General features: G+C 61.7%; 17 protein-coding genes. 7 read left to right on the top strand and 10 right to left on the bottom strand.

What is annotated here, in order from left to right; genetic code table 11:
* Window positions 1-92: 92 nt before the first annotated feature.
* Window positions 93-1898 (top strand): DUF885 domain-containing protein, encoded by a 1806-nt coding sequence (locus ACZ0BA_RS21795; RefSeq protein WP_463453260.1) that lies wholly within the window; start codon window positions 93-95, stop codon window positions 1896-1898.
* Here ACZ0BA_RS21795 and ACZ0BA_RS21790 read toward each other — a convergent pair.
* A complete protein-coding gene (locus ACZ0BA_RS21790) occupies window positions 1895-2794 on the bottom strand; it encodes an AraC family transcriptional regulator (protein ID WP_463453259.1) in 900 nt (299 codons plus the stop codon). The two genes, ACZ0BA_RS21795 and ACZ0BA_RS21790, sit on opposite strands and share 4 nt — an antisense overlap.
* Before the next feature lie 7 nt (window positions 2795-2801).
* The gene (gene uvrA / locus ACZ0BA_RS21785) at window positions 2802-5648 is read right to left on the bottom strand and encodes an excinuclease ABC subunit UvrA (RefSeq protein ID WP_463453258.1); all 2847 of its coding nucleotides are present in this window, start codon (window positions 5646-5648) and stop codon (window positions 2802-2804) included.
* 243 nt (window positions 5649-5891) lie between these two features.
* On the opposite strand from uvrA, the gene ssb reads away from it, so the two are divergent.
* On the top strand, window positions 5892-6392 hold the full coding sequence (gene ssb, locus ACZ0BA_RS21780) for a single-stranded DNA-binding protein (protein ID WP_315216250.1): 501 nt from the start codon (window positions 5892-5894) through the stop codon (window positions 6390-6392).
* A gap of 428 nt (window positions 6393-6820) precedes the next feature.
* On the opposite strand, the gene ACZ0BA_RS21775 is transcribed toward ssb, so the two are convergent.
* The 3 genes from ACZ0BA_RS21775 to ACZ0BA_RS21765 all read right to left on the bottom strand — a co-directional run bounded on the left by ACZ0BA_RS21775 (window position 6821) and on the right by ACZ0BA_RS21765 (window position 10167).
* Entirely contained in the window at window positions 6821-7015 is a 195-nt protein-coding gene (locus ACZ0BA_RS21775; protein ID WP_463453257.1) for a helix-turn-helix domain-containing protein, read from the bottom strand.
* Window positions 7016-7373: 358 nt separating this feature from the next.
* On the bottom strand, window positions 7374-9299 hold the full coding sequence (locus ACZ0BA_RS21770) for a hypothetical protein (RefSeq protein WP_463453256.1): 1926 nt from the start codon (window positions 9297-9299) through the stop codon (window positions 7374-7376).
* 52 nt (window positions 9300-9351) lie between these two features.
* Window positions 9352-10167, bottom strand: a complete 816-nt coding sequence (locus ACZ0BA_RS21765) for an NAD-dependent epimerase/dehydratase family protein (RefSeq protein ID WP_463454808.1) — start codon at window positions 10165-10167, stop codon at window positions 9352-9354.
* A 174-nt stretch (window positions 10168-10341) separates the two neighbouring features.
* Between ACZ0BA_RS21765 and ACZ0BA_RS21760 the strand changes: the two genes are divergently transcribed.
* The 4 genes from ACZ0BA_RS21760 to ACZ0BA_RS21745 all read left to right on the top strand — a co-directional run bounded on the left by ACZ0BA_RS21760 (window position 10342) and on the right by ACZ0BA_RS21745 (window position 16134).
* Window positions 10342-11346 (top strand): LacI family DNA-binding transcriptional regulator, encoded by a 1005-nt coding sequence (locus ACZ0BA_RS21760; protein ID WP_463453255.1) that lies wholly within the window; start codon window positions 10342-10344, stop codon window positions 11344-11346.
* Window positions 11347-11582: 236 nt separating this feature from the next.
* Window positions 11583-12803: a glycoside hydrolase family 88 protein gene (locus ACZ0BA_RS21755; RefSeq protein WP_463453254.1), complete on the top strand. Its 1221-nt coding sequence runs from the start codon at window positions 11583-11585 to the stop codon at window positions 12801-12803.
* 44 nt (window positions 12804-12847) lie between these two features.
* The gene (locus tag ACZ0BA_RS21750; RefSeq protein ID WP_463453253.1) at window positions 12848-15367 is read left to right on the top strand and encodes a TonB-dependent receptor; all 2520 of its coding nucleotides are present in this window, start codon (window positions 12848-12850) and stop codon (window positions 15365-15367) included.
* A 221-nt stretch (window positions 15368-15588) separates the two neighbouring features.
* Window positions 15589-16134, top strand: coding sequence for a hypothetical protein (locus ACZ0BA_RS21745; RefSeq protein WP_463453252.1), 546 nt, complete (start codon window positions 15589-15591; stop codon window positions 16132-16134).
* A 242-nt stretch (window positions 16135-16376) separates the two neighbouring features.
* On the opposite strand, the gene ACZ0BA_RS21740 is transcribed toward ACZ0BA_RS21745, so the two are convergent.
* From ACZ0BA_RS21740 to ACZ0BA_RS21720, 5 genes are all read right to left on the bottom strand, one after another.
* Window positions 16377-16790, bottom strand: a complete 414-nt coding sequence (locus ACZ0BA_RS21740) for a BLUF domain-containing protein (protein WP_463453251.1) — start codon at window positions 16788-16790, stop codon at window positions 16377-16379.
* Window positions 16791-16851: 61 nt separating this feature from the next.
* A complete protein-coding gene (locus ACZ0BA_RS21735; protein ID WP_463453250.1) occupies window positions 16852-17799 on the bottom strand; it encodes a MerR family transcriptional regulator in 948 nt (315 codons plus the stop codon).
* A 174-nt stretch (window positions 17800-17973) separates the two neighbouring features.
* A complete protein-coding gene (locus ACZ0BA_RS21730; RefSeq protein WP_463453249.1) occupies window positions 17974-19770 on the bottom strand; it encodes a YbhB/YbcL family Raf kinase inhibitor-like protein in 1797 nt (598 codons plus the stop codon).
* A gap of 125 nt (window positions 19771-19895) precedes the next feature.
* Window positions 19896-21317 carry a nitrilase-related carbon-nitrogen hydrolase gene (locus ACZ0BA_RS21725; protein WP_463453248.1) on the bottom strand — a complete coding sequence of 474 codons (1422 nt, stop codon included), beginning with the start codon at window positions 21315-21317 and terminating at the stop codon, window positions 19896-19898.
* Window positions 21301-21882, bottom strand: a complete 582-nt coding sequence (locus ACZ0BA_RS21720; protein WP_463453247.1) for a TetR/AcrR family transcriptional regulator — start codon at window positions 21880-21882, stop codon at window positions 21301-21303. The genes ACZ0BA_RS21725 and ACZ0BA_RS21720 overlap by 17 nt, the downstream gene beginning before the upstream one ends.
* A gap of 118 nt (window positions 21883-22000) precedes the next feature.
* On the opposite strand from ACZ0BA_RS21720, the gene ACZ0BA_RS21715 reads away from it, so the two are divergent.
* Window positions 22001-23077, top strand: coding sequence for a hypothetical protein (locus tag ACZ0BA_RS21715; protein ID WP_463453246.1), 1077 nt, complete (start codon window positions 22001-22003; stop codon window positions 23075-23077).
* Window positions 23078-23114 lie beyond the last annotated feature (37 nt).

Raw genomic sequence — 23114 nt, 5'->3', positions numbered from 1 at the left:
CGCCGCGTTTTCGCCATCCGTCACAAAAGCCCGCCGCCGCGCCGTCGCTTCATTTACAGTGCATGCTCGACCCTTTTTATGGATAGTCCTACATGAAGCTGACCACCACCCGCCTTGGCGTTGCCAGCGCGCTGCTGTTTTCCCTGCTGCTTGGCCCGGCCCACGCCCAATCCGCGAACGCCGCGCCGGACCTCGAGGGCCGCCGCGCCGCACTCAATAGCCTGATCAAGGAGCAGTGGGAGTACACGATGCGCAATAGCCCCGAGTGGGCCTCGCTACTTGGCGACAAGCGCTATAACGACAAGTGGTCCGATTTTTCGCAGGCGAACATCGACGCCGACATCAAGACCAGCGGCGAATTCCTCAAGCGCTTCGAGGCGGTCGACACCAGCGGCTTCCCGCTGCAGGAGCAATTGAACCGTGAACTGATGCTGCGCCAATTGCGCCAGAACGTCGATGGTGCCCGCTTCAAGGATTGGGAGATGCCGCTGGCGCAGAACTCCGGCATCCACATCGACGCGCCGATGATCGTCTCTGCGCTGCCATTCGACACCGTCAAGGATTACGAGGACTACGTCAAACGCCTGCAATCGCTGCCCAAGCTGTTCGACGAAACGCGTGTGCAGATGGAGAAGGGCGTCAGCGACCGCCTGATGCCGCCGCAGTTCCTGATTCCGAAGATCGTCAAGCAGTGCGAGGACGTGGCGGCGATGGCGCCCGCCAAGTCGCCGTTCGCCGAGCCGTTGAAGAAATTCCCGAAGGATTTCTCGGCCGCCGATAAGGCGCGCCTGAGCAAGGAGGTGCTGGCGGCCGTGCGCACCCACGTCAATCCAGCGTATAAAAAGCTGGCCGTCTACACCAAGACCAAATATCTGCCGCACGGCCGCAAGGAAGTGGGCATGTGGTCGCTGCCGGACGGCGCGGCGCGCTACGCCTTCAAGGCGAAGAATTCAACCACCACCGACATGTCGCCGGAAGAGATCCACCAACTCGGCCTGTCCGAGGTTGCGCGCATCGAAGGGCAGATGCTGGAGACGGCGAAGAAGCTGGGCTTCAAGGATCTGAAGACCTTCAACAAGGCGCTGGCGGCCAATCCGGCTACGCATCCGAAATCGCGCCAGGAGATCATCGACCTGTATCAGAAATACACGGACCAGATGTACGCGCAATTGCCGCAGCAGTTTGGCGTGCTGCCAAAGGCGAAGGTGGAGATCATCAAGGTCGAGGAATTCCGTGAGAAGGGCGCCTCCGCCGCCGCCTACATGACAGGTTCGCCGGACGGCAAGCGTCCTGGCCGCGTGATGGTCAACACCGGTGAATTCAAGGACCGTTCCACCATCAGCATCGAGACGACGGCGCTGCACGAGGGCGTGCCAGGCCACCACATGCAGCTGTCGATCGCCCAGGAGATCGACGGTCTGCCGATGTTCCGCCAGCAGGGCAACTATACCGCCTACACCGAAGGCTGGGCGTTGTACTCGGAGCGTCTGGGCGAGGAGCTGGGCTTCTTCAAGGACCCGTACAGCTACTACGGCCACCTGCAGGATGAAATGCTGCGCGCGATCCGCCTGGTGGTGGACACGGGCCTGCACTACAAGCAGTGGAACCGCCAGCAGGTGGTGGACTTCTTCCACGACCATTCCGGCATCGAGGAAGTCGATGTGCAGAGCGAGACCGATCGCTATATCGTGTGGCCGGGCCAGGCGCTGGGCTACAAGATCGGCCAGTTGAAGATCCTCGAGCTGCGCGACTATGCGCGCAAGGAGCTGGGCGCCGGTTTCGACATCCGCAAGTTCCACGACCAGGTGCTGGGCGCGGGCGCGCTGCCGATGGATGTACTGGAAAAGCACATCAAGGATTGGGTGGCGGACGAGAAGCGCACCGTGACGACCAGCTAAGCGCGCAGCTTCTTCACGTCCGTCATGGGCGGGGCGCCGAACAGGCGCCGGTACTCGCGGCTGAACTGGGACTGGCTTTCGTAGCCAACCTTGTAGGCGGCGGTGCTGGCGTCGATATCGCCACTGAGCAGCAGCGTGCGCGCCGCCTGCAGGCGCAGCTGCTTCTGATACTGCATGGGCCCCATCATCGTCACCGCCTTGAAACGGTGGTGCAGGCTGGAGACGCTCATATTGGTCGCCTGCGCCAGCTCCTCCACCTTGACCGGCTGGTCGAAACGGTCCTTGAGCCACGCGATCGCCTTGCTGATGCCGCGATCCTGCTGGTCGAGCACCACGTTTTGATACAGCTGCCGTCCGTATGCGCCCGTCAGCAGACGGTAGATGATTTCCCGCTTCAATCCCACCGCCAGAAAGGCCGCTTCCGCCGCCGGCGCGTGCAGCAGGTGAACCAGTTTATTCAACGCCTCCAGCAGGCCGGCGTCGGACTTGCCGACGAACGCGCCACGCACCGGTTGCGCGCCTTCGTCCATTGCGATGCGCGCCTCGGCCACGATGGCGGCGATTTCCTGCGGATCGAACTCGATGTTCAGCAGCAGATAGGGCTGCCCGGGCGTGGCGTTGAGCACCTGGCCGGACGCCGGCAGGTCGACAGATACCACAAGATATTCGCCGGGACCGTAATCGAGAACGTCGGCGCCAAGGTGCACGCGCTTGCCGCCTTGAAGAATCACGCAGCACGAAGGCTTGAGTACCCCGCGCGTGACAGCTGTCGGCTGCGAGGAACGCAGCAACGACAAAAACGGGATCGCCGTCTCGTACCGCTCGTCGCCGCGCGCAAAATTGCCGACGATGTCGATCATCTGATCGAGCGGTGCGAGAGGCAGCTCCCTTTTCATAGCTGGACTACTTCAGCAGCGGAACCAGATATTTTCCGGTGACGCTGGCCGGATTCTTGGCCACATCCTCCGGCGTGCCGGCGGCGATGATCTTGCCGCCGCCCGCGCCGCCCTCAGGACCAAGATCGACCACCCAGTCGGCGGTCTTGATCACATCGAGATTGTGCTCGATGATGACCAGCGTGTTGCCCTGGTCGCGCAGACGGTGGATCACCTTCATCAGCAAATCGATATCGTGGAAGTGCAGACCGGTGGTCGGCTCGTCCAGGATGTACAGCGTGCGGCCGGTGTCGCGCTTGGACAGTTCCAGCGACAGCTTGACGCGCTGCGCCTCGCCGCCCGACAGGGTGGTAGCGCTCTGACCGAGCTTGATGTAGCCCAGGCCCACATCCAGCAACGTGTGCAGCTTGCGCGCGATCAGCGGCACCGGCTTGAAGAACTCGTGCGCATCTTCGACCGTCATGTCGAGGATCTCGGTGATGTTCTTGCCCTTGTACTGCACTTCCAGCGTCTCGCGGTTATAGCGCTTGCCGTGGCAAACGTCGCACGGCACATACACGTCCGGCAGGAAGTGCATTTCCACCTTGATCACGCCATCGCCCTGGCAAGCCTCGCAGCGGCCGCCCTTGACGTTGAATGAGAATCGCCCGGCACTGTAGCCGCGCTCTTTCGCCACCGGCACCGTCGAGAACAGATCGCGGATCGGCGTGAACAAACCGGTGTACGTGGCCGGGTTGGAGCGTGGCGTGCGGCCGATCGGCGCCTGGTCGACGGCGATCACCTTGTCAAAGTGTTCCAGGCCGCTGATGCTGTCGTGCGGCGAAGGCTCCGTCTGCGAACCATACAGATGGCGCGACAGCGCCGGATACAGCGTATCGTTGATCAGTGACGATTTGCCGGAGCCCGAAACACCGGTCACGCACGTCATCAGGCCGACCGGCAGATGCAGGTCCACCTTCTTCAGATTATTCCCGGTGGCGCCGGTGATGACCAGCTGCTTGTCCGGATCTGCCGCATGGCGCTTCTTCGGCACTGCGATCTTCAGCGTGCCGTTCAAGTACTGCGCCGTCAGCGACTGCTTGTTCTTCAGGATGTCCTTCAGCGTGCCCTGGGCGATGATGTCGCCGCCATGCACGCCGGCGCCCTTGCCCATGTCGACGATGAAGTCGGCGGTGCGGATCGCGTCTTCGTCGTGCTCCACCACCAGCACGCTGTTGCCGATGTCGCGCAGGTGTTTGAGCGTCTCGATCAGGCGATCGTTGTCGCGCTGGTGCAGGCCGATCGACGGCTCATCGAGCACGTACATCACGCCGGTCAGGCCGGAGCCGATCTGCGAAGCCAGGCGGATACGCTGCGCCTCGCCGCCGGACAGCGTGTCCGCGCTGCGGTCCAGCGACAGATAATCCAGGCCGACGTTGTTGAGGAACTTCAGACGCGAAATGATCTCCTTGACCACGCGGTCGGCGATCTCCTTTTTCGAGCCTTTCAATTTCAACTGCTCGAAGAACGACAGCGTCTCGCGCAGCGGCTTTTCGGCGATCTCGTAGATGGCCTTTTCCTGCTTGCCGGTGCCGACCTTGACGTAGCGCGCCTCGATGCGCAGGCGCGCGCCTTCGCACGCCGGGCACTTCTTCTCGTTGATGAACTTCGCCAGTTCCTCCTTGACGGCCATCGAATCGGTTTCGCGGTAGCGGCGCGCCAGATTGGTCACCACGCCTTCGAACGCATGCTCCTTGACGACGGTGCGGCCACGCTCATTCACATACGTGAACGGGATGTGCGTCTTGCCCGAGCCGTGCAGGATCACTTCCTGCGCGGTCTTCGGCAGCTGCTCGTACGGCAGGTCCAGATCGAACTCGTAGTACGCCGCCAGGTTGGACAGCATCTGGAAGTAAAACTGGTTGCGGCGGTCCCACCCCTTGACGGCGCCGGAAGCCAGCGACAGGTTGGGGAAGGCGACGATGCGCTTCGGATCGAAGAACTCGATGTGACCGAGACCGTCGCACTCCGGGCAGGCGCCCATCGGGTTATTGAACGAGAACAGGCGCGGCTCCAACTCCTGCAGCGAATAGCCGCAGGTGTTGCAGGCGAACTTGTTGGAGTAGACGTGCTCCGTGCCGCTGTCCATTTCCAGCGCCACGGCGCGGCCATCGGCCAGGCGCAGCGCGGTCTCGAAGCTCTCGGCCAGGCGCTGTTTGATCTCGGCGGTCACCTTCACGCGGTCGATCACCACGTCGATGGTGTGCTTCTCGGTTTTCTTCAGCTTGGGCAGGTCGTCGACTTCATAGATCTTCGCGGCGGCGGTGCCGCTCTGCACGCGGAAGCGCACGAAGCCCTGCGCCTGCATTTGCTCGAACAGGTCGGAGTGCTCGCCCTTGCGGTTGGCCACCACCGGCGCCAGGATCATCAACTTGGTATCGTCGGGCATGGCCAGCACGGCGTCCACCATCTGCGACACCGTCTGCGCGGCCAGCGCCTGGTCGGGGTGGTTGATGCAGTAAGGCGTGCCGACCCGCGCGTACAACAGACGCAGGTAATCGTGGATCTCGGTCACGGTGCCGACGGTCGAACGCGGATTGTGCGAGGTGGCTTTCTGCTCGATCGAAATAGCCGGCGACAGGCCCTCGATCAGATCGACGTCCGGCTTTTCCATCAGCTGCAAGAACTGGCGGGCGTAAGCCGACAGCGACTCCACATAGCGGCGCTGGCCCTCGGCATACAGCGTATCGAAGGCGAGCGACGACTTGCCGGAACCGGACAGCCCGGTGATCACGATCAGCTTGTTGCGCGGGAGGTCGAGATTGATGTTTTTGAGGTTGTGCGTGCGTGCGCCGCGGATGCGGATCTGTTCCATGTAATGGCCTTTAGAGTCAACCCGTAACTATAGCCGGGTTTGGGTATATATGCGCCGGGCTTGATCTGCATCGCGCGCTCGGGGCTTGACACTGTATATAATACCAGTATTTTCTTGCGTCGTTTCAAGTTGCGGCGTGAAATGGACACTGATTTCCGGCGGGTGGGCGATGCTATAATCCCTGTCTAGATTTTCTATACACAGCCCGCCCTGCGCGGCCGTCGTTACTCAGGAGTTTTATAAATGGCATCAGTCAACAAAGTCATCATCGTCGGCAATCTGGGTCGCGATCCGGAAATTCGCTACATGCCTAGCGGTGACGCGATCGCCAACATTGCCGTGGCGACATCGTACAAATCCAAGGACCGCAACACCGGCGAGCAGAAAGAGCAGACCGAATGGCACCGCATCTCGTTCTTCGGTCGCCTGGCGGAAATCGTCGGCCAGTACCTGAAGAAGGGTTCGTCTGTCTACGTTGAAGGTCGCCTGCAGACCCGCAAGTATACCGACAAAGACGGCGTAGAGAAATACGCGACTGACATCATCGCCGAGCAAATGCAGATGCTGGGTGGCCGTCAAGGCATGGGTGATGGCGGCGGCATGGACGACGGCGGCGGCTACGAATCGGCCCCACCGCAGCGTCAGGCTCCGGCCCCGCGTCCGCAAATGGCTGCCCCGGCGCCACGTCCGGCACCGAAGCCGGCGCCGAACTTCTCGGACATGGATGACGACATCCCGTTCTAGAGCCTACTTAGTTGCGTTTTTGTTGATAAGGCCTGCGTTCCTCCTTGGACGCAGGCTTTTTTATTCCCCCACACTTCGTTTTGTGATGTACTAGAGCGTACGCTGAGCTACTACTTAACAAATATGGTGGGTAGATGACTACATTCGTTGCAAAGCGCGTCAGGTTTCGGAATGGAGAGCGCTGTTCCGTTCTGAGCCGGCCCGGTGGATTACCTGTCCACGAAGCGCAGTTGTACTTGTCGAGGTGCCGTAAGTGCGGTTTAGCTGCCAATACGATTCATGGCGTATGCAGGGTATTGGCTTTGCTGTTCGTTTGCTGGCCGGATTGACCCTCTCAGATTGACCCTCCCTCCAGGTCCTCGCGAACGCCGCGACCCTGTCGTAAGACCCCTCGAACCCCAATTCTTTTAGGTCCTCATGAATCTGTTTCAGCGTGCGCCGCTGCTTGCGCGACTTGGCCGCCTCGGTCTTGAGGAGCGCTGCTCAGCGTAAGCTGGCTCAATGGTTTCCGAGCGCAGGTAGCGTCGGACCGTATTTCTGGATATGCCAAGCCGCCTGGCTATCTCTCTCAATGGTATCTGCTCGCGAATGTGCCAGCGTCGAATAATGCCTAGTAATGTCACGTCGCACTGAACGGATCAGGATTGTAGCGATTCATCGTGCGTAACTGGCCAAGTGTTGGCATGGGCAGTGCAGCGCCGCGCACCGGTGATGAGTGCAGCGTGTGTAATGATGGCGTTCCGCAGCAACTGCGCAGCGTCTAATACCCCTACCCATTTTAACGACCAGCCGTTCAGGCCTGGCCGACTCCGCTAGGCTGTCGGCTTTCACGCAGAGGCGCGCAGCAAGGACATCGATATGGACGAGGTCGCTAGCTGTGGCCGACGTGGCGGTGCGCGGCGATGCACTGTTTCGCACGCATCAAGCCCGAACGCGGCGGTGAAGGTGATGAGGGCGGCGGACTGTGTCCGCGCGGCTTAATTAGCGGTACTTCAAGGTCCACCGGATTGTCAGTGGCCTGGCCAAAGTGAAGTTGGTGGTCGCGCAGCTCACGAGCGAACGCATCGCCCCGGCCGGCGAGCGGAACGGTTCGGCCCCGGTGGTCGGCGTGACCGTGCAGGCCTCCAACCCTTCCACTTCGAAGGAGGTAGCGTCGCCTTGCGCGAAGCTGACCTTTTTGCCTCGCACCGTCGCGCCTTCGGAGAACGAAGCGAACTCCAGGCTGGCGCGCGTAACCTCGATCGGGGTCGTCGGCGTGTAAGTGTCGGTGCGCACGATGACGCCAGGCGCCATCTTGTACGTGGTTTCGAGCCGGATACGGCCATCGGGCGTCGGCGCTTTGCCGCCGAGCCTGGCCAGTTCGTCCTGCCGATAGCTGACGCTGGCCTGGTCGCCTTCGCTGGTGGCGCCGATATCCTTGATGTAGCTGGTGCCAATCAGCTCAGTGCCGTCGGCCAGCCTGAACTTGGGTAGCAGTTGCGGATGCTCGGCGCCACTGTCCGGCGTGCCGGCGACGATGCCGGTGGCGAACGGCAACGGGTAGTAGGGGCTGTTGTCGTACTGGCCGCCGCCGCCGTTGACCATCAGCAGACTGAAGGTGTGGCGCCGGTCGCGGTAAATGGCGAGCGCGCGGTCGTACTCGCCTTGCGCGAAGCGCACCAGGCTGAAGCGGGGCCGGGTCCGGTCCAGCCATGCCTGCAAATCGGCGGCGGGTTCGGCGCCCTTCATCCCGGCCTTGTTCCAGAACTCGGTGGTGAAGATCAACTGGTGTGCCAGTGAAAAGTTCTCGCCGAGGATGCGGTGCTTGGCGCGGTAGGCGTCCGTGCGACGGCCTTGGCCCCACATGTCGACCGAGCGCATCGCCGGGTTGTACCAGAAGTCCACGTACCTGGCGACGATGCGGTTCGAGTAGGCGTAAGCGTACTGCTTTTCCTCGGGCGTGAGCACGCCGAGGTAGGCCGATACCGACAGGATCTCCAGCGCCGCCGTCTCGCCATAGGGACCCAGGCTGCGGCCGAAGGTGAAGCCGTCGCCCGATGTGTTTGCGATGTTTAGGGCCACGTCGGCCGCCTTGCGCAGCAGCGCCTTGAGTTCCGGCGTCACCGTCAGGCCGGTCTCGATGAAGCGCTCGCAAATTTCGGCGATCAGCAGGATGCTGTAGCGGTCGAAACGGCCTTCGCCGGCGGTCTCGTCGGAAAAGCCGAACTTGCCCGAGTAGGTGTTGTAATGCTCGAGCATCTTGTCGAGGAGGATCTTGCCGGCGCTGTCATCCTCCCAGCCTAGCAGCATGCGCAGGCGGGCCACGCTAAAGGCCACGCCGTAGTAATTGGTGGGCAGGCGTATCAGCTGGAAGTCGGGCTGGGTCACGAAGTGGCGCCAGTCGAGCTTGGCGCGCAGCGCCGCCAGCGTGGCCGGCGAGACCGCCTGCTCCAGCAAGCCGGCCTGCTTGAGCTGGTACAGGGCGGTCAGGTAGTAGTGGATGCCCCAGGTCTGGTTGTCCATGCCGATCGTCATGTCGGCGATGGCGCGGAATTGGCGCAAGCGCTCGGGCAGGCGCGGGTCGTCCTTGCGCATGTTCAGCACCACATGGGCCAGGCCGACAGCGATTTTGCCCTGCAAGAATTTGTCGTTGCTCTGCAGTGCCGCGACGCCGTCAAGCGTGAAGCGGTCCTTCTCGGCCACCATTTTATCGAACAGATACTCCAGTTGCGGGTACAACCGTCGCTGGATGATCTGGTTCATCGGGACGGACGCTAGCGGCGCCTGGTAGCTCGACGATGGCGGCGGTGGCAGCTTGTCGGCGGCATCGGCGTTCACCGAAAGCGCACCGGTGAGCGCGGCGGTGAGCAGGCGGGCGTTGATCGATTTTGGCGTCGGTTCCGTTGATGGTTTTATCGCGCTGCGCATGCGTCTGTCTCCGTTCATGTTCTCTGATGGTTGATATCGGTGCCTGGCGTCGTCAGTACAACGGGCCTGCCGTCACGAACGGGCCACCCTGGAAGATGGTGGCCGGATCGTCGCCGGGGCGCTGAGCCGTATCCGGGAAAAGGTGCTTGAACCGGCGCGAACTGTCCTTCGGCCGGAAGCCCAGGTGGCTGGCCTTGCGGTTGTCCCACCAGCTGGCGTCGTTGTCGGATGTGCCGAAGACGATGGTGTGCCCGACGCGCGGGGTGAACAGCGCGCAGCGTAGCAGTTCGACCAGGTCATCGTAGCCGAGGTAGGTGGTCATCATGCGGGCGTTCTTCGGTTGCGCGAACGACGAACCGATGCGCAGACAAACGGTTTCGATCCCAAGGCGGTCGTAGTAGTAACGCGACAGCGATTCGCCGAAGCACTTGCTCAGGCCGTAGAAGCCGTCCGGGCGCGGTGGCATGTCGGCATCGACGATTTCAGTGTTGCGGTAGAAGCCGGTGACGTGGTTTGAGCTGGCGTAGACCACCCGCTTGACGCCGGCCTTGTGCACCGCCTCGTACAGGTTGTACAGGCCGAGGATGTTCGCTTGCATGATGGGCTCGAACCGGTCCTCGACCGAAATGCCGCCGAAATGCAGCACCGCATCGACCCCCTCCGCCAGCGTCAGGACCGCGGGCTTGTCGGCCAGATCGCAACGGACGATCTCCTCGCCCTCGGCCGCCTCGCCCAAGTCGGCGCGGTCGCTCAGGCGCACGATGCGTGCCCAAGGCTTGATCCGCTCCCGTAAAACCTGGCCCAGCCCGCCGGCGGCACCGGTCAGCAACAGTCGATGAAAGGGTTTTTCGGCGGCGCTGTCGTTCATCATGTCGTCCAGGAAGTGCGGCGGTTGAGAAAGGTTCTTGAAAAACGTTTAACTGAAGTATATATTAGTCGTTTTGGACGTCAACAGCTTCTCGAATGGCAAATGATCGGGCCGGGGTGGGGATAAACTGTGCGATCATCTGCGCTTTCCGGACAGCCGTTCCCGCCACACATAATGAAAATCAAGGTACCCACCATCCGCGATGTCGCCAACGCCGCCGGCGTGTCGACGACCACCGTTTCGAAGTATGTGAACCAGGCGCAGCGGTTTTCGCCGGCGGTCGAGGCCACCATCAAGTCGGTGATCGAGGACCTCGGCTACCGCTCCAATCCGCTGGCGCAATCGATGATCACCGGGCGCACCAACACCATCGGCCTGTCGGTGCTGGATGTGAGCAACCCCCATTTCACCAGCATCGTCAAGGGCGCCAACCGGGTGGCCGCCGAACATGGCTACACCATGCTGCTCGTCGACATCGACGAGAACCCCGGCCGCGAGCGCATGTTGCTGGAGTCGCTGAGCCGCCGGGTCGATGGCTTGCTGGTGTACTCGCGGCTGGCCGAGGAGGACATGGACTGGATGGCCCGCCTTGACAAGCCGCTGGTATTCTTTGGCCGCCTGTCCCGCATGACGCTGCCCACCGTCACCAGCGACGACCGGCGGGGCGGCTACATGATCGCGCAGCACCTGGTGACGATGGGGCATAAGCGCATCGCCTACCTGGGATTCCCGAAGTCGCACCGCGACCATGACCGCATGGCCGGTGTGCGCGGCTGCCTGGAAAAACACGGCCTGCCATTGCAGGTGTTCAGCGGCGCCGCCCCCACCGCGCCCGAGGGCGAGCGCCGGAGTTCGGCCATCATGTTAGGCGAGCAGCGGCCGGACGCTATCGTCTGCTACAACGATCTGTTGGCGCTCGGTTTCATGAAGGCCACCCAAGCGCTCGGCTTCCAGGTGCCGGAGGATATTTCCGTGGCGGGATTCGACAATATCCAGTTCGGCCGCTACGCGTCGCCAGCGCTGACCACGGTCGACCTGCGCAGCGAGGAGATGGGCGTGGTGGGCATGAATACCTTGCTTTCCACCATAGGCGACGACGCCAACATCGACCTGACCCTTCTCGAGCCGCAGCTCATTCTCCGGTCGTCCATCATGCGGCGGACCCCGCACGGCGGCTGAGCCCGTTACGGCGGCACTCTGCGGCAGGGGTAATCGATTTTTCTGCTGGCGCCCCGCGGCGATGTTTTCCGTGTATCTGCGCCGCCCCGGCACTAAAAAACCACAGCTTATCCCTAAAGGCAGGCACTTTTTCAATCAAGAAGAAAAACGTTTTACTAAGCAGTTTTTGCGTGTATATTTGCTCTGAAATCGGCGATTGACCGATTGTCGCGGCCACGCGCCGATACGGAGACTGAATGAAAATCAAACGATGGCTGCTCGGCCTCGGGCTGGGTATTTCAATGGCCGCGAGTTCGCTGCGCGCGGCCGAAACGATGGATGACATCATCGCGCGCGACATCGCGGTGGCGGCGCGTCAGTACGGGGCCATGCTTGACAAGATCTCCGGCAAGCCCGGCTTCCCGCGCACGGTGGAGAACGGCGAAGTCAAAATGATCCCCACGCGCGACTGGACCAGCGGCTTTTTCCCCGGCGCTCTGTGGTATCTGGCCGAGGCGACCGGTGACGCCAAATGGCGTGCGGCGGCGGCGCGCTACACGGCCGCCACCGCCTCCGCCAAATTCGACAAATCCCAGCATGACGTCGGCTTCATCCTGAACTGCGGGTATGGCAACGGTCTGCGGCTGGGCGAGGACGGCGCTGGCGGGATTGGGTACCGGGACGCGCTGCTGGCCGGCGCCACGACGCTGGTGACGAGGTTCAACCCGGCGGTCGGCAGCATCCAGTCCTGGAACCTGCGTCCCGATCAGGACTGGAAGTTTCCCGTCATCGTCGACAACATGATGAACCTGGAGCTGTTGATGTGGGCTGCGCGCGCCTCGGGCGACAACTATTACCGCGACGTCGCGGTCGCCCATGCGGATACCACGTTGCGCGAGCATTTCCGGCCCGACGGCTCGAGCTACCACCTGGTCGACTACGATCCGGCCAACGGCAAAGTCCGTGCGCGCGTCACGCAGCAGGGCAACGCCGACGGCTCGGCCTGGGCGCGCGGGCAGGCGTGGGGGCTGTACGGCTACACGATGATGTACCGCGAGACCCGCAAGCCCGAGTATCTGGCCCAGGCCAGCAAAATCGCCTCGTTCATCATGAACCATCCGCGCCTGCCGGCCGACAAGGTGCCGTACTGGGACTTCGACGATCCGGCGATTCCGCACGCGCCGCGCGACTCGTCGGCAGCCGCCATCATGGCGTCGGCCTTGTTGGAACTCTCCGGTTTCGTCGAGCCGCCGCTGGCGCAACGCTATCTCGCGCTGGCCGAACAGCAGCTACGCAGCCTCTCGTCGCCGGCCTACCTGGCGGCGCCGGGCGAGAACGGCGGTTTCCTGCTCAAGCATGCCACCGGCCACAAGCCCGCCGGCAAGGAAATCGACGTCCCGCTCAACTATGGCGACTACTACTTTCTTGAAGCGCTGCTGCGCTTCAAGGGGCTTGCCCGTCCGACGAAATCGCCTTAACGGGCCGCAGGTTTTGGTGTTTGATGATAAGAGGGGAGACAATCGTGGCATTGAATAACTATAGCGAAAATCAACACGGCCGCATCCGCATGAAACCACTGGCGGCGCTGGTCGGCGCGGCGGTGCTGGGCATGGCGAACGGCGCCATCGCCCAGGAAGGGCCGAACGACGGCACCCGGCTCGAGACCGTGGTCGTCACCGCCAACAAGCGTGTGGAAAAACTAGAGTCGGTGCCGATGGCCATCTCGGTGCTGACCGAGGCGGAGATCGCCCGCACCAACATTCGCGAAATCGAGGACGTGGTGGCACTGACGCCTTCGCTGACGATGGCCTCGGGCACGACGGCGGCCAACAACGCCATCTTCATGCGCGGTATCGGCACCGTCTCGGTGGGCATCGGCGTCGAATCGGACGTCTCGGTCATCATCGACGACATTCCGATCGCCACGCAATTCCAGGCCTTTCGCGACTTGGCGGACGTGGCCCGCATCGAAGTGTTGAAGGGACCGCAAAGCACGCTGTTCGGCAAATCCGCCGTCGCCGGCGCGATCAACATCGTCACCAAGCCCATCAGTGGACCGATGGTCTATCGTGGCAGCTCGCTGTACACCAACGACGGCGAATGGCGCCTGGGTCTGTCGGCCGGCGGCATGGTCTCGGATACCTTTGGCGTGCGCGTGGCCGCCAACCGCAGCCGCATGCCGGGCAATTTCACCAACCTGACGACCGGCGACGATGTCAACGGCTCGGGCGGCACGACCCTGATGGCCAAGTTCAGTTGGCGTCCGACCAGTTCGCTCGACGTTGACCTGATGCCGAGCTATAACAAGCAGCAGAACACGCGCGGCGTCACCGCCGTCAACGGCTTTTACCGGACAACGGGTACGCCCGGCAACCAGGTGCGCACGCCGGCCGACCTATCGACCGCCTACTTGAACGGCAATCCATTGCTGCCCGCCACGGCCACGATGGCCGGCATCGATCCGACCGACCGCAATAACCGCAACGTGCGGCGCGACTTCCCGACCGGCATCTCGTCCAAGACCAACGGTCTGGGCCTGAAGCTGGCCTACACGCTGCCCAACGACGCCCAATTGATGTCGATCTCCTCGTACAGCAAGTACAAGGCCAACGACTCGCGCGACCAGGACTTCGTCGACGTGCCGACCCTGGCGCGCCCAGGCGTTCCCGGCCTTACTGTAGGCAACAACCAGTTCGGCACCTACGACATCCGTTCCAAAACGCAGGAACTGCGCCTGGTGTCGCCCGACAGTGGAACGGTGCGCTACGTGGCTGGCTTGTGGTGGGCGCGCAACGAGATCGACCGCCATTTCATCCGGGGCTTCTGCGTGGCGCCGAGCAACTGCGCCGCCAACTCACCGTCAAGCCCGACAAATTACTATACCGATATCTACAACGTCAACAAGGCCGCGTTCGGCCAGGCGACATGGGAATTCGTGCCGACCTGGACGCTGGTCGCGGGCGCGCGGCGCAACATGGAGGAATCGGGCTTCCACTACAGCCGAAGCTTCTACACGGACCAGCTGGACCGCTCGACCTTCGTTCCCGGCCCGGTTGGCGTGGACCAGTTCGCCAGCACCGGCAACAAGGATTACGCCACCACGGGCAAGCTCAGTATCCAGAAGCAGATCACGCCCGACCTCATGGCCTATGTGATGACGGCCACCGGCCACAAGGGCCGCGCCTACGATGTCACCAGCGGCCTGACGGCGTCGGCCGCGTTCCCGGTCGCTCCGGAAAAGAGCCGCACCATCGAGCTCGGAGCGAAGGCCAACCTGTTCGACAATCGCATGTCGGTCGCGGCCACCGTGTTCAGGACCCGGTTCCGCGGCTACCAGCAGAATGTGTCGTTCGTGCTGCCTGACGACCCGACCATCTACACGCAGCTCAATTCGATTCCACTGATCCAGACCCGTGGCATTGAACTCGACACCCATATGCTGGTACGTCCAGGCTTTACCGTGAACGCCTCGCTGGCCTACACCCGTCCGACCATCGAGGACTGGAAGAACGGCCCCTGCTACAACGATGCGACCAACGTCGCCGTCACCCCGGGCGGACCGGGAGCGAACGGATCTATCCCCGGTCGCAACAGCGCCTGCTTCCCGATCAAGCCCGGCTCGACCACCGGCATCCAGGATCTGAGCGGCGGTGTGTTCCCGGGTACTTCCAAGCTAAAGGTCAATATCGGCGCCAACGCGGACTTCAAGCTTCCGGGCATGACGTGGGGCGGTTTCGTCGACGGCAATGTGCGATACCAGAGCGAGTACAGTAACAACATCAACAACGATCCGCGCGCGATCAACGCTGGCTACACCATTGCCGATCTCGGTTTTGGCGTACGGGCGCCGAGCGATCGGTACAAACTCAGCTTCCGTATCAATAATTTGTTCGATCGCTTCTACATTCCGAACGCTAACGCCAGCGGGCCGACTTACCGCGCCGGGCCGACGGCCACGTCGCCCTTGATCACAGTCGACAGCTGGGTGCCGCCGCGCGATGTATTTCGCTACTTCAGCGTCAAGCTTGACGTGAAGTTCTGAACAATTGGAACGCGACGAGGCGCGCATGGGAGGGGAAAGCGACGTACCGTGGACCATGGCGATGTAGCGGTGGCGGTGCGCGGTGGTGTGGCCGGTCATGGATTTCGACGTTGTCATGAGACACTCAGAGAGTGTCGTCAACTGGCATCGAGAAATTGTAGCGCAACTTGTGCCGGTGCCCCCATCTACCAAGGTTTTCTAGTCAGCGTATGCAAGTTGCAATGCTGATTATTATCGGTTCCATTAATACATGGCGCTATCGGGCGGTGCCCTCGGCACAGACTATCGAGTCGTTGATAAACGTCGATTTATCCGGATTGGAAATACGCTGCGCAAATCTTCAATTTGCCAAGATGCAACATATTCGTTGTCAGCTCTTACTCTGTGCCCATCATCATCAACACAGGAAAAAACAGATGACAAAAGTGCTGACCCGAGATTTCCGCGTGACGTTTGCTCGTATGGCCGATCAGGCGATCATCAATCACCACGAGCCCGCCGCGCTGCTCTCAACGTCGCCCGAGGCTGTCAGCCAGATGGGCTACCGCGGCGAGTTACCGATCACGGCGTTCCCGGAGAAACGCAAGGCGTGTTGGTTTGCGGCAGACATCCGCACTTGGCTCGACGCTGCGGCCGTACGCCGGCAGCTGGCCGCCCCCAGGACAGCCGGTGCAAACCTGGAGCGGCCTGGCCGGGCACGGTTGCCCGTTCTTTCGGATGCGGAACGAGGCGGAGATCTATCGGGTTGGTCGAAATCGTCGAACTGAACTCAGTTACTTCAAGGTGTAGAGATGGCCAGGTTGTTTACGGAGCGCCGACAAATTGCCCAGCGAAATGTGCGCAGGGAGCCCGAAGCTACGGGCGTGGCGCAGTTGTTGACATCTTTGTTTACGTGCGCAGGTAGGTACAACCGTTCTAAGCTAATCAGCCAGCTTGGTTGTAAAAAAAGCCCGTCACTATTGTGGCGGGCTTTTTTCTTGGCAAACGGTTTTTGTATTGCAGATGACGTTTATTCCTTGAACATTTTCAGCAAGGTCACCGCTGGCGACGCCGAGCCGATCTTGCGGTCGGTTTGTGCGGCATCGATGACTTCGACCAACTGGTCATATTTGTCTGCCTGGCGATTCTCCAGATTGGTCATGTTCATGCTCCAGCGCGTAAAGGTGCGGAACTTGGCCGGCTCGTTATACAGAACGCGGGAATTCTTGTGACGCGGATCTTTCTCGATTTTCTTGTACAGTGCATTCAAAGTTTCCAACGGGCCTTCCAGCACCTGCAAGAACCATCCGCCGTTGTAGAACAGGCTGCCAGTTACATCGATGTGCTGGTTGTTATCCTTGGCGGTGCGGAGGATCGCGTTCAGGTCCTCGGTGGACATTTTGCGGGTTGCTTGGCTGACGTACACGAGCTGGTTGATAGACATTTAAACACCTCAATAATTAAGTTTTCGTTCGGTAGATGCAAGTAGGGCTGAAGACAGGCAGTTAATCGATATGCACTCCTTCTTGTGCGACCGGGCGATCCCGCTGCGGGTGCCTCGGCCGGCCATAGCGTGTGACCGCATCGACCAAATCCTGTAGGGTCAGCAGAACCTTGATGCCTCTCGGCGAACGGTCCAAGCCGAATGCACCAGCGCCGCCTATCCAAATTTCCACATGCGGCGGCACCACACTGCGCAGTTCTTTCAGATACGGCAGGATTCGGCGTTTGGGAAACGCTGCGCTAAAGCAAAGGCAAACAATGTCGGCAGCGCATTCGCTGGCGGCGAGCGGTACTTCTTCAATAGGCGTCTGGGCGCCCAGCGAAACGCAACACGCACCATGCAGCGAAGCCAACGCCTCGACCATCAGGATGCCGAGCGTATGCTGTTCGCCCGACGGTGTGGTGATGAGCATGCGGGGCTGGCCTTCGGGCTTGCGGACTCGCAAGATTTCTTCTCGGATCAAGCTCTGTATCATTTCCGAATACATATGCTCATCTCGAATACCGATGCTGCCTTGTTCCCATGCGGTGCCGACAGCGCTGTTCAGCACGCACATCACTTCCGTGAGGAATTTTTCCAAACCCAGGCGTTGAACTTCCTGCTTCAGCCTGGCATCGAGGGCGACACGGTTACGCAAATGAAGCAGAGTCATCAACTCCGTGACAACGCTGACATCTGCATCTGGCGTTGGACTGGTGTGTTCCTGTTCCTGCAAAAGTGATTGCAACGCCAACTCGCTCAGCGGAACAACTTTGGCGGGACGCATGCCACTGTCGATCAAACGCTTTATCAGTTGGAGGCGCGCGGTTTGGTGCACGGCGTAGGTCCGGTGCCCACTCTTGTCCCGCTGTGGGACGGGAAAACCATAGCGTTCTTCCCACTTGCGCAGCACTTCCTTGGAAATGCCGGTATTCGTCGCGATGGTTGCAATTGTGCAAATATCCGCCATGTCTTCCTCTGTCTTTAGCGAAATGTCTTAGACAAAGTATGAATCATGTGGAGATTTGAAGCAACTAAAATTTCTACAAGGATATATTCTTTATAAAATTATACTGTTCGCTGGACTAATTGAGCATGGAGGCGCTCGCCACGTGGGGCGAGCGTCAGGAGGTGTACGGCTTGGTTACTTCGGGGGTTGTTGCGACTGTGCGTAACGGCCCACCACTTCGCCCTTGGCCAGCACGTGGCCCTGGATCGCTTGCAGCAACTTGTCGCGATCGGCGCCGAACGGCAGCGTCAGTGTCGTATCGAGGGCGAATACCTGGAAGTGGTAGTGGTGCGCCGGATCGCCCACCGGCGGACGCGGCCCGTAGTACCCGAACGAACCGCGCGTGTTCCGGCCTTGCAGCACGCCCTCCGGCTCGGTCAGGCGCGGCTGCTCCTGCAATCCTTCAGGCAGACTGGTGACCGACGCGGGAATATTCCACGCCAGCCAATGCACGAACGGCTTTTGCGGCGCGTCCGGGTCTTCGGCGATGACGACAAACGATTTGGCGCCCTCCACAGCGGACCACGACAACGGCGGCGACACGCCATCGGCGTATTCGCTGTACTTGGCGGACATCGAGGCGCCGCCGGCAAACGCCGCACTGCGCACCGACAGCTTGGCGTCGCCCTTGGACTGCGTCCGGACCAGCGCAAGCGGCACATTGTTACCCCGCTGCGCCTGCTGTTGCATCGGACCGGCGGGCGCCGGCGCAAGTTCGCTTGATTTCTTGTCCTGGCCCGAATAGGCGATGCGGTAGAGCACGCCGTTGCCGTCGTCAGCCATCAGCAGCGAACCATCCTTGGCCATCGCCAAGCCGACCGGACGCGCGATGTGCGTCTTGCCGCCGTCGGTCAGGAACCCGGTGACAAACGGTTCGATCGACTTGGCCTGACCATCGGCGAACTTGATCCGGACCACTTCGTAACCGGACGGGGAGCTGCGATTCCATGAGCCACGCATGGTGACAAAGGCGTCGCCTTGGTATTCCGATGGGAAATTGCTGCCGCGATAGAACAGCATTTGCATCGGCGCCGCATGGGCGGTATAGCCGAGCGTCATCGGCTCGCTCTGCGCCTTCCACTGTTGTTTGGTGATATCGCCGACGGGAGTGCTTTGCGGATAGATCTTGCCGTCGGCATACACGTGCGGCCAGCCGTACTGTTTCCCCAGCTCCAGCTTGTTCAGTTCTTCGGGCTGGTCGTCGTCACCGAGAAAATCGATGCCGTGGTCGACGCTCCACAGTTCGCCGGTGCGCGGATGCCAGTCGAAGCCGATGGTGTTGCGCAGCCCGGACGCGAAGATGGTGCGCTGCTTGCCGTCCGGCGTGGCGCGCAGCAAGGTGGCGTTTTCCGGATTGCTCTCGTTGCAGACGTTGCAGGTCGATCCGGCGCTGATATACAGCATGCCGTCCGGTCCGAACGCCAGCGTGCGGTTCGGGTGCTGGCCCGAGTCCGGCAGATCGCCGATGATCAGCTTGAATGGAGAAAGCTTGCCGTCGCCGAGGATGTCGGCGACGAAGACCTCCTTCACGGTGGCCAGGTAGAGCTTGCCATCGCGGATCGCCAGGCCGTGCGCGCCGGCGCGGTTGGCTACGGTGACTGGCGGCCCGTCGGCACGGCCGTCGCCGTTGGCGTCCTTAAACATCAGCACGTCGCCCTGGTCGCGTCGGCTGACGTAGATGGTGCCGTCGGGGGCGACGGCGATGATGCGGATGTTTTTGAGCCCGGTGGCGAAGGCCGTTACCGTGAAGCCGGCCGGCGCCTTGATGGCGGCGATGCGCTCGGGCGTCGCCTCGACCTTGTCGGGCTTGACGATGGCGGCGGCGATCGCTACGCGCGTGCCGTCTCCTTGTTGTGCATAGGAAAAGCTAGAGTTGACCAACAGCATGCCGCCGAAGATCGCAGTTGCCGCGCCGGCAAACTTTTGTCGCATTTTTCGCCCCTTGTCGTGAAGTTCAAGGTCGAGTTTGCGACGGGACGACTAGCTGTTCTGTACGCTACGTCACTGTCGAGCTGTGGTGTATTGCGTTCGCGTTGAATGGATGGGCGCTTGTGGATTTAAAGCCTCTTTCCGCGCAAAGCCAGCAGGGCCGCACCGAGCATGGCGACGGCCAGCCACGCAAACCAATCCCCCCAGCGCGCGTACAAAGTGCGGGAATTACGCAACGGTACCTCGCCTATCAAGGTGGCATCGCCAAGCGCATCCGAGGTTTCAGCGATGATGCGGCCCCGATCGTCGGACAAGGTCAGGTTGCCCCGTAGCGCCGCGCGCGCGACCGCGAAGCCGTTCTCGATGCCGCGCATGACGGCCATGCGGCTGTGCATGCGGCCGTCCGCCGCGAAGTCCCACGCCGGCACCAGCAACAAGTTGGCGCCCCGGTCCGAGTAGGCGCGGGCGGTGTCGTGGAAGTCCATATCCTTGCACACCGCCAGGCCCGTACGCGTTCCCGGCAGCATGGCGTAGTCCGCACCCGGCTGGTATTGGTCTTCGAACCCCGGAATGAGGTGGTGCTTGGCGTAGACCACCGGCGCCGTCGCACTAAGCGCGAATGCCAACGCGCTATTGCGCTGCGTCCGCGCGCCGTCCCGGACGGTGAGGGCGACGCCGACGTTGATTGTCACCTTGTTACGCGCCGCGGCGGCGGCAAATTCCGGAATCGTCGCCTGGTCCGTGGCGAGCACGCTTTCAGGCAGCACCACCACTTGCGCGCCCTGCGCCGCCAGGGTATCGATGGCGGCGAGATAGCGCCCGAGCATGGCTCGCCCTTCAACCGAATCCACCGCCGGATGCAATTGTCCCGGCATCGAAGCGAGTCCGATGCTCACGCTGCCGGACGCTGGCGCCTGAAGGCGCGCGAAGCCGAAGGCGAACACCGCTGCCAATAGCAAGAGCGCCGCGCCTGGTACCAGCAGCCGCTGACGCCGCTCGGGACCCGGCATCAGCCCGATGGCGATTGACGCGGGCGCCAGCAGCAGGAAAAAGGAGACACCCCAAATACCGGTCAGGCTGGCCAGCTGCACGAAGGGCAGCACGTCCAGTTGACTGTACGCCAGGCTGCCGAAGGTGCCGTGCGGCGACCCGCGAAACGACACGTAATCCAGCGCCACCCACAACGACGGAAATGCCACCACTGCAGCCGCATACCGGCGCAACAGCCAAAGCCGTCGAAACAACAGCAGGGCCAGCGCAAAGGTTACGGCGGGCGCGAGTGCGGCGAGCACGCCCACCGGCAACGGCAGTCCGATGACATGGATCAGGTAGTGCCACAGGTTGAGACCGGCACAAGCGCCCGCGACCAGTGCGGCCAGCGCGGTGTATTGCCAGCGCATCCGGGGCGCGAGCAGCAACAGCGGCAACGGCGCAAGCCAGGTGAGCCACGCCTGCGGATGCAGGCCGGTGCCAAACCACCAGGCGGCGCCGGACAGGATAGTCGCGGCGGCGCCCGCCATGACGACAAAACGGTTAGCGGACGAGTCCATCAAAGAGCGTTCCTATCGATTGCAGGTAGAAGGCGCGGAACCGTTGCTCGTCATAGCTGAAGCGGCCGGCGCGGTACAGGGCGATCAGGCCATGCGCCTGCGCCCACAAGGTCATGGCGATGTCCCAGGGATCGTTTTCGCGCAGCAGACCCTGCCTCATTGCTTCGGTCAGCATGTCCGCCACCACGTTGAGCGTGGGCGAACAGCGCGCACGGAAATCTTCCGGGAAGCGGCGGGCGTCGTCGCGCGCCACCGAGAAGTTGTAGTCGAACATATGCGGATGGCGTAGCGCGTAGTCGAGGTAGTTCTCCATGGAATGCCGCAACGCCTGCATCAGATCGGGATGCCGGGCGCGCGTGGACCATTCCTGCGCCACCTCCAGAAACGCGGCGTCGGCGACGGCTTTCAGCAGCGTTTCGCGATTGGCGAAGTGGCGGTAGATCGCCATCGGCGTGATGCCGACGGCGTCGGCGACGCGGCGCATGCTCACCTCGTCGGCGCCTTCCCGTTCCAGCAGCGCGCGCGCGGCGGCCAGAATCTTGTTTGATGTGTTTTGCTCAGCCATGTATACAGCGTATACTTCGACGAATCGCTTGTCAATTGGCTACCTGAACAGGGCTTCTTGCCTGATTGTCATGCGATGCTGGTAAGCTTGCCGCTATCAAACAACACACGGAGCATGCTTGCGTCACGAATCCATCCTGCGCCTGGTCGCATTGGTCAGCTACGGCACCCGATTCCTGCGCAACGAGATTGAGCTGGAGGATTGGTATCGTCACGGCGTCTTTTTCGACGCGCCCCTGCAGTTTCGCGATCTGGACAACGCACTGCTCGCGGATGACTTCACGCTGTGGTTGGAAATACTCAAGGCATCCGGGGCGACGCGGCTATCGCTGCATCTGGCCGGGCAATTTGACATCGACCTGCCTCGCGCGTCGCCTGACGAAGGTCATGCCGTGATCGCGCACTTTACTGATCGTTACGAGATTTGGAGCGTTGGCAGCGAACTGCCGGGGTGGTTGACACATCCGCTGTGGCCCACAGAGCGTTACATACCGGACGCGACATCGTGGGGCGGCGCTATCGACACTTGCTGGCGCGTAGCAGACCTGCTGGGGAAACTGGAGGTCGCCGACACCAACTGGCCGGAGCTGACGGCCGCCATCGCGCTGGATCTGGCGCTCGATATCCCATCGCTCCCGCACACGGGGGAGGCGGCGCCGTTTTGTGTCAACGTATCCGGCAATCCGCCATGGGCAAAGTTCCCGCTATTTCCCGTCACCAAAGTGTCTGCCCAAGCCCATTGGTTGCTGACGATCCTGGACTCGGAGGAGGCGACCTTTGCCAACGACACGCATCCAAAGAACGAGAACAGCGATTATCGTCAAATGAGCGACGCGGACGCGGCGGAAATGATGGCGCGGGGGATGCGCCTGCGCGCCTGGCTGACCGAAGTGCTGCTGCGTAGCGCCAACGAGTATCGCTCATCGGCCCGGTTGCAGCAAGGCGCGCCGCTGGTGCGCCTTCAAAAGCCACCGCCAGGTTTTGAGCGTGGCCCCACGTCTTCTCCGCAGCCGGCGGACATCGATGCGGAACCACGGCAAGCAAAATGGATAAGCCGCATCGGATCGGTCGTCGGATTTGCGGTGCTGTGCCTGTTGGTGCTGGCCATCGCCAACATCATCGCGCGCTTCCCGTGGCTGTCCGTGCTGATTGCCCTGCCGTGGGTACTCTATTTGAAATTCAGGAGAGATTTTTAGTGGCCAGCGAACCCGGCTGGGATACTGGTAAGCTCTC

This window comes from Duganella sp. AC917 (genome assembly GCF_979258245.1).
Note: the sequence above shows the minus strand (reverse complement) of the source record. Positions and strands in the feature narration are given on the sequence as shown.

What these genes read in the sequence shown, in the direction of transcription:
- ACZ0BA_RS21760 (WP_463453255.1), top strand. Translation starts at nt 10,342, where the DNA reads ATGAAAATCAAGGTACCCACCATCCGCGATGTCGCCAACGCCGCCGGC.
- ACZ0BA_RS21770 (WP_463453256.1), bottom strand. Translation starts at nt 9,299, where the DNA reads ATGCGCAGCGCGATAAAACCATCAACGGAACCGACGCCAAAATCGATC.
- ACZ0BA_RS21725 (WP_463453248.1), bottom strand. Translation starts at nt 21,317, where the DNA reads ATGGACTCGTCCGCTAACCGTTTTGTCGTCATGGCGGGCGCCGCCGCG.
- ACZ0BA_RS21790 (WP_463453259.1), bottom strand. Translation starts at nt 2,794, where the DNA reads ATGAAAAGGGAGCTGCCTCTCGCACCGCTCGATCAGATGATCGACATC.
- ACZ0BA_RS21745 (WP_463453252.1), top strand. Translation starts at nt 15,589, where the DNA reads ATGCTGATTATTATCGGTTCCATTAATACATGGCGCTATCGGGCGGTG.
- ACZ0BA_RS21765 (WP_463454808.1), bottom strand. Translation starts at nt 10,167, where the DNA reads ATGAACGACAGCGCCGCCGAAAAACCCTTTCATCGACTGTTGCTGACC.
- ACZ0BA_RS21730 (WP_463453249.1), bottom strand. Translation starts at nt 19,770, where the DNA reads ATGCGACAAAAGTTTGCCGGCGCGGCAACTGCGATCTTCGGCGGCATG.
- ACZ0BA_RS21740 (WP_463453251.1), bottom strand. Translation starts at nt 16,790, where the DNA reads ATGTCTATCAACCAGCTCGTGTACGTCAGCCAAGCAACCCGCAAAATG.
- ACZ0BA_RS21755 (WP_463453254.1), top strand. Translation starts at nt 11,583, where the DNA reads ATGAAAATCAAACGATGGCTGCTCGGCCTCGGGCTGGGTATTTCAATG.
- ssb (WP_315216250.1), top strand. Translation starts at nt 5,892, where the DNA reads ATGGCATCAGTCAACAAAGTCATCATCGTCGGCAATCTGGGTCGCGAT.
- ACZ0BA_RS21735 (WP_463453250.1), bottom strand. Translation starts at nt 17,799, where the DNA reads ATGGCGGATATTTGCACAATTGCAACCATCGCGACGAATACCGGCATT.
- uvrA (WP_463453258.1), bottom strand. Translation starts at nt 5,648, where the DNA reads ATGGAACAGATCCGCATCCGCGGCGCACGCACGCACAACCTCAAAAAC.
- ACZ0BA_RS21795 (WP_463453260.1), top strand. Translation starts at nt 93, where the DNA reads ATGAAGCTGACCACCACCCGCCTTGGCGTTGCCAGCGCGCTGCTGTTT.
- ACZ0BA_RS21720 (WP_463453247.1), bottom strand. Translation starts at nt 21,882, where the DNA reads ATGGCTGAGCAAAACACATCAAACAAGATTCTGGCCGCCGCGCGCGCG.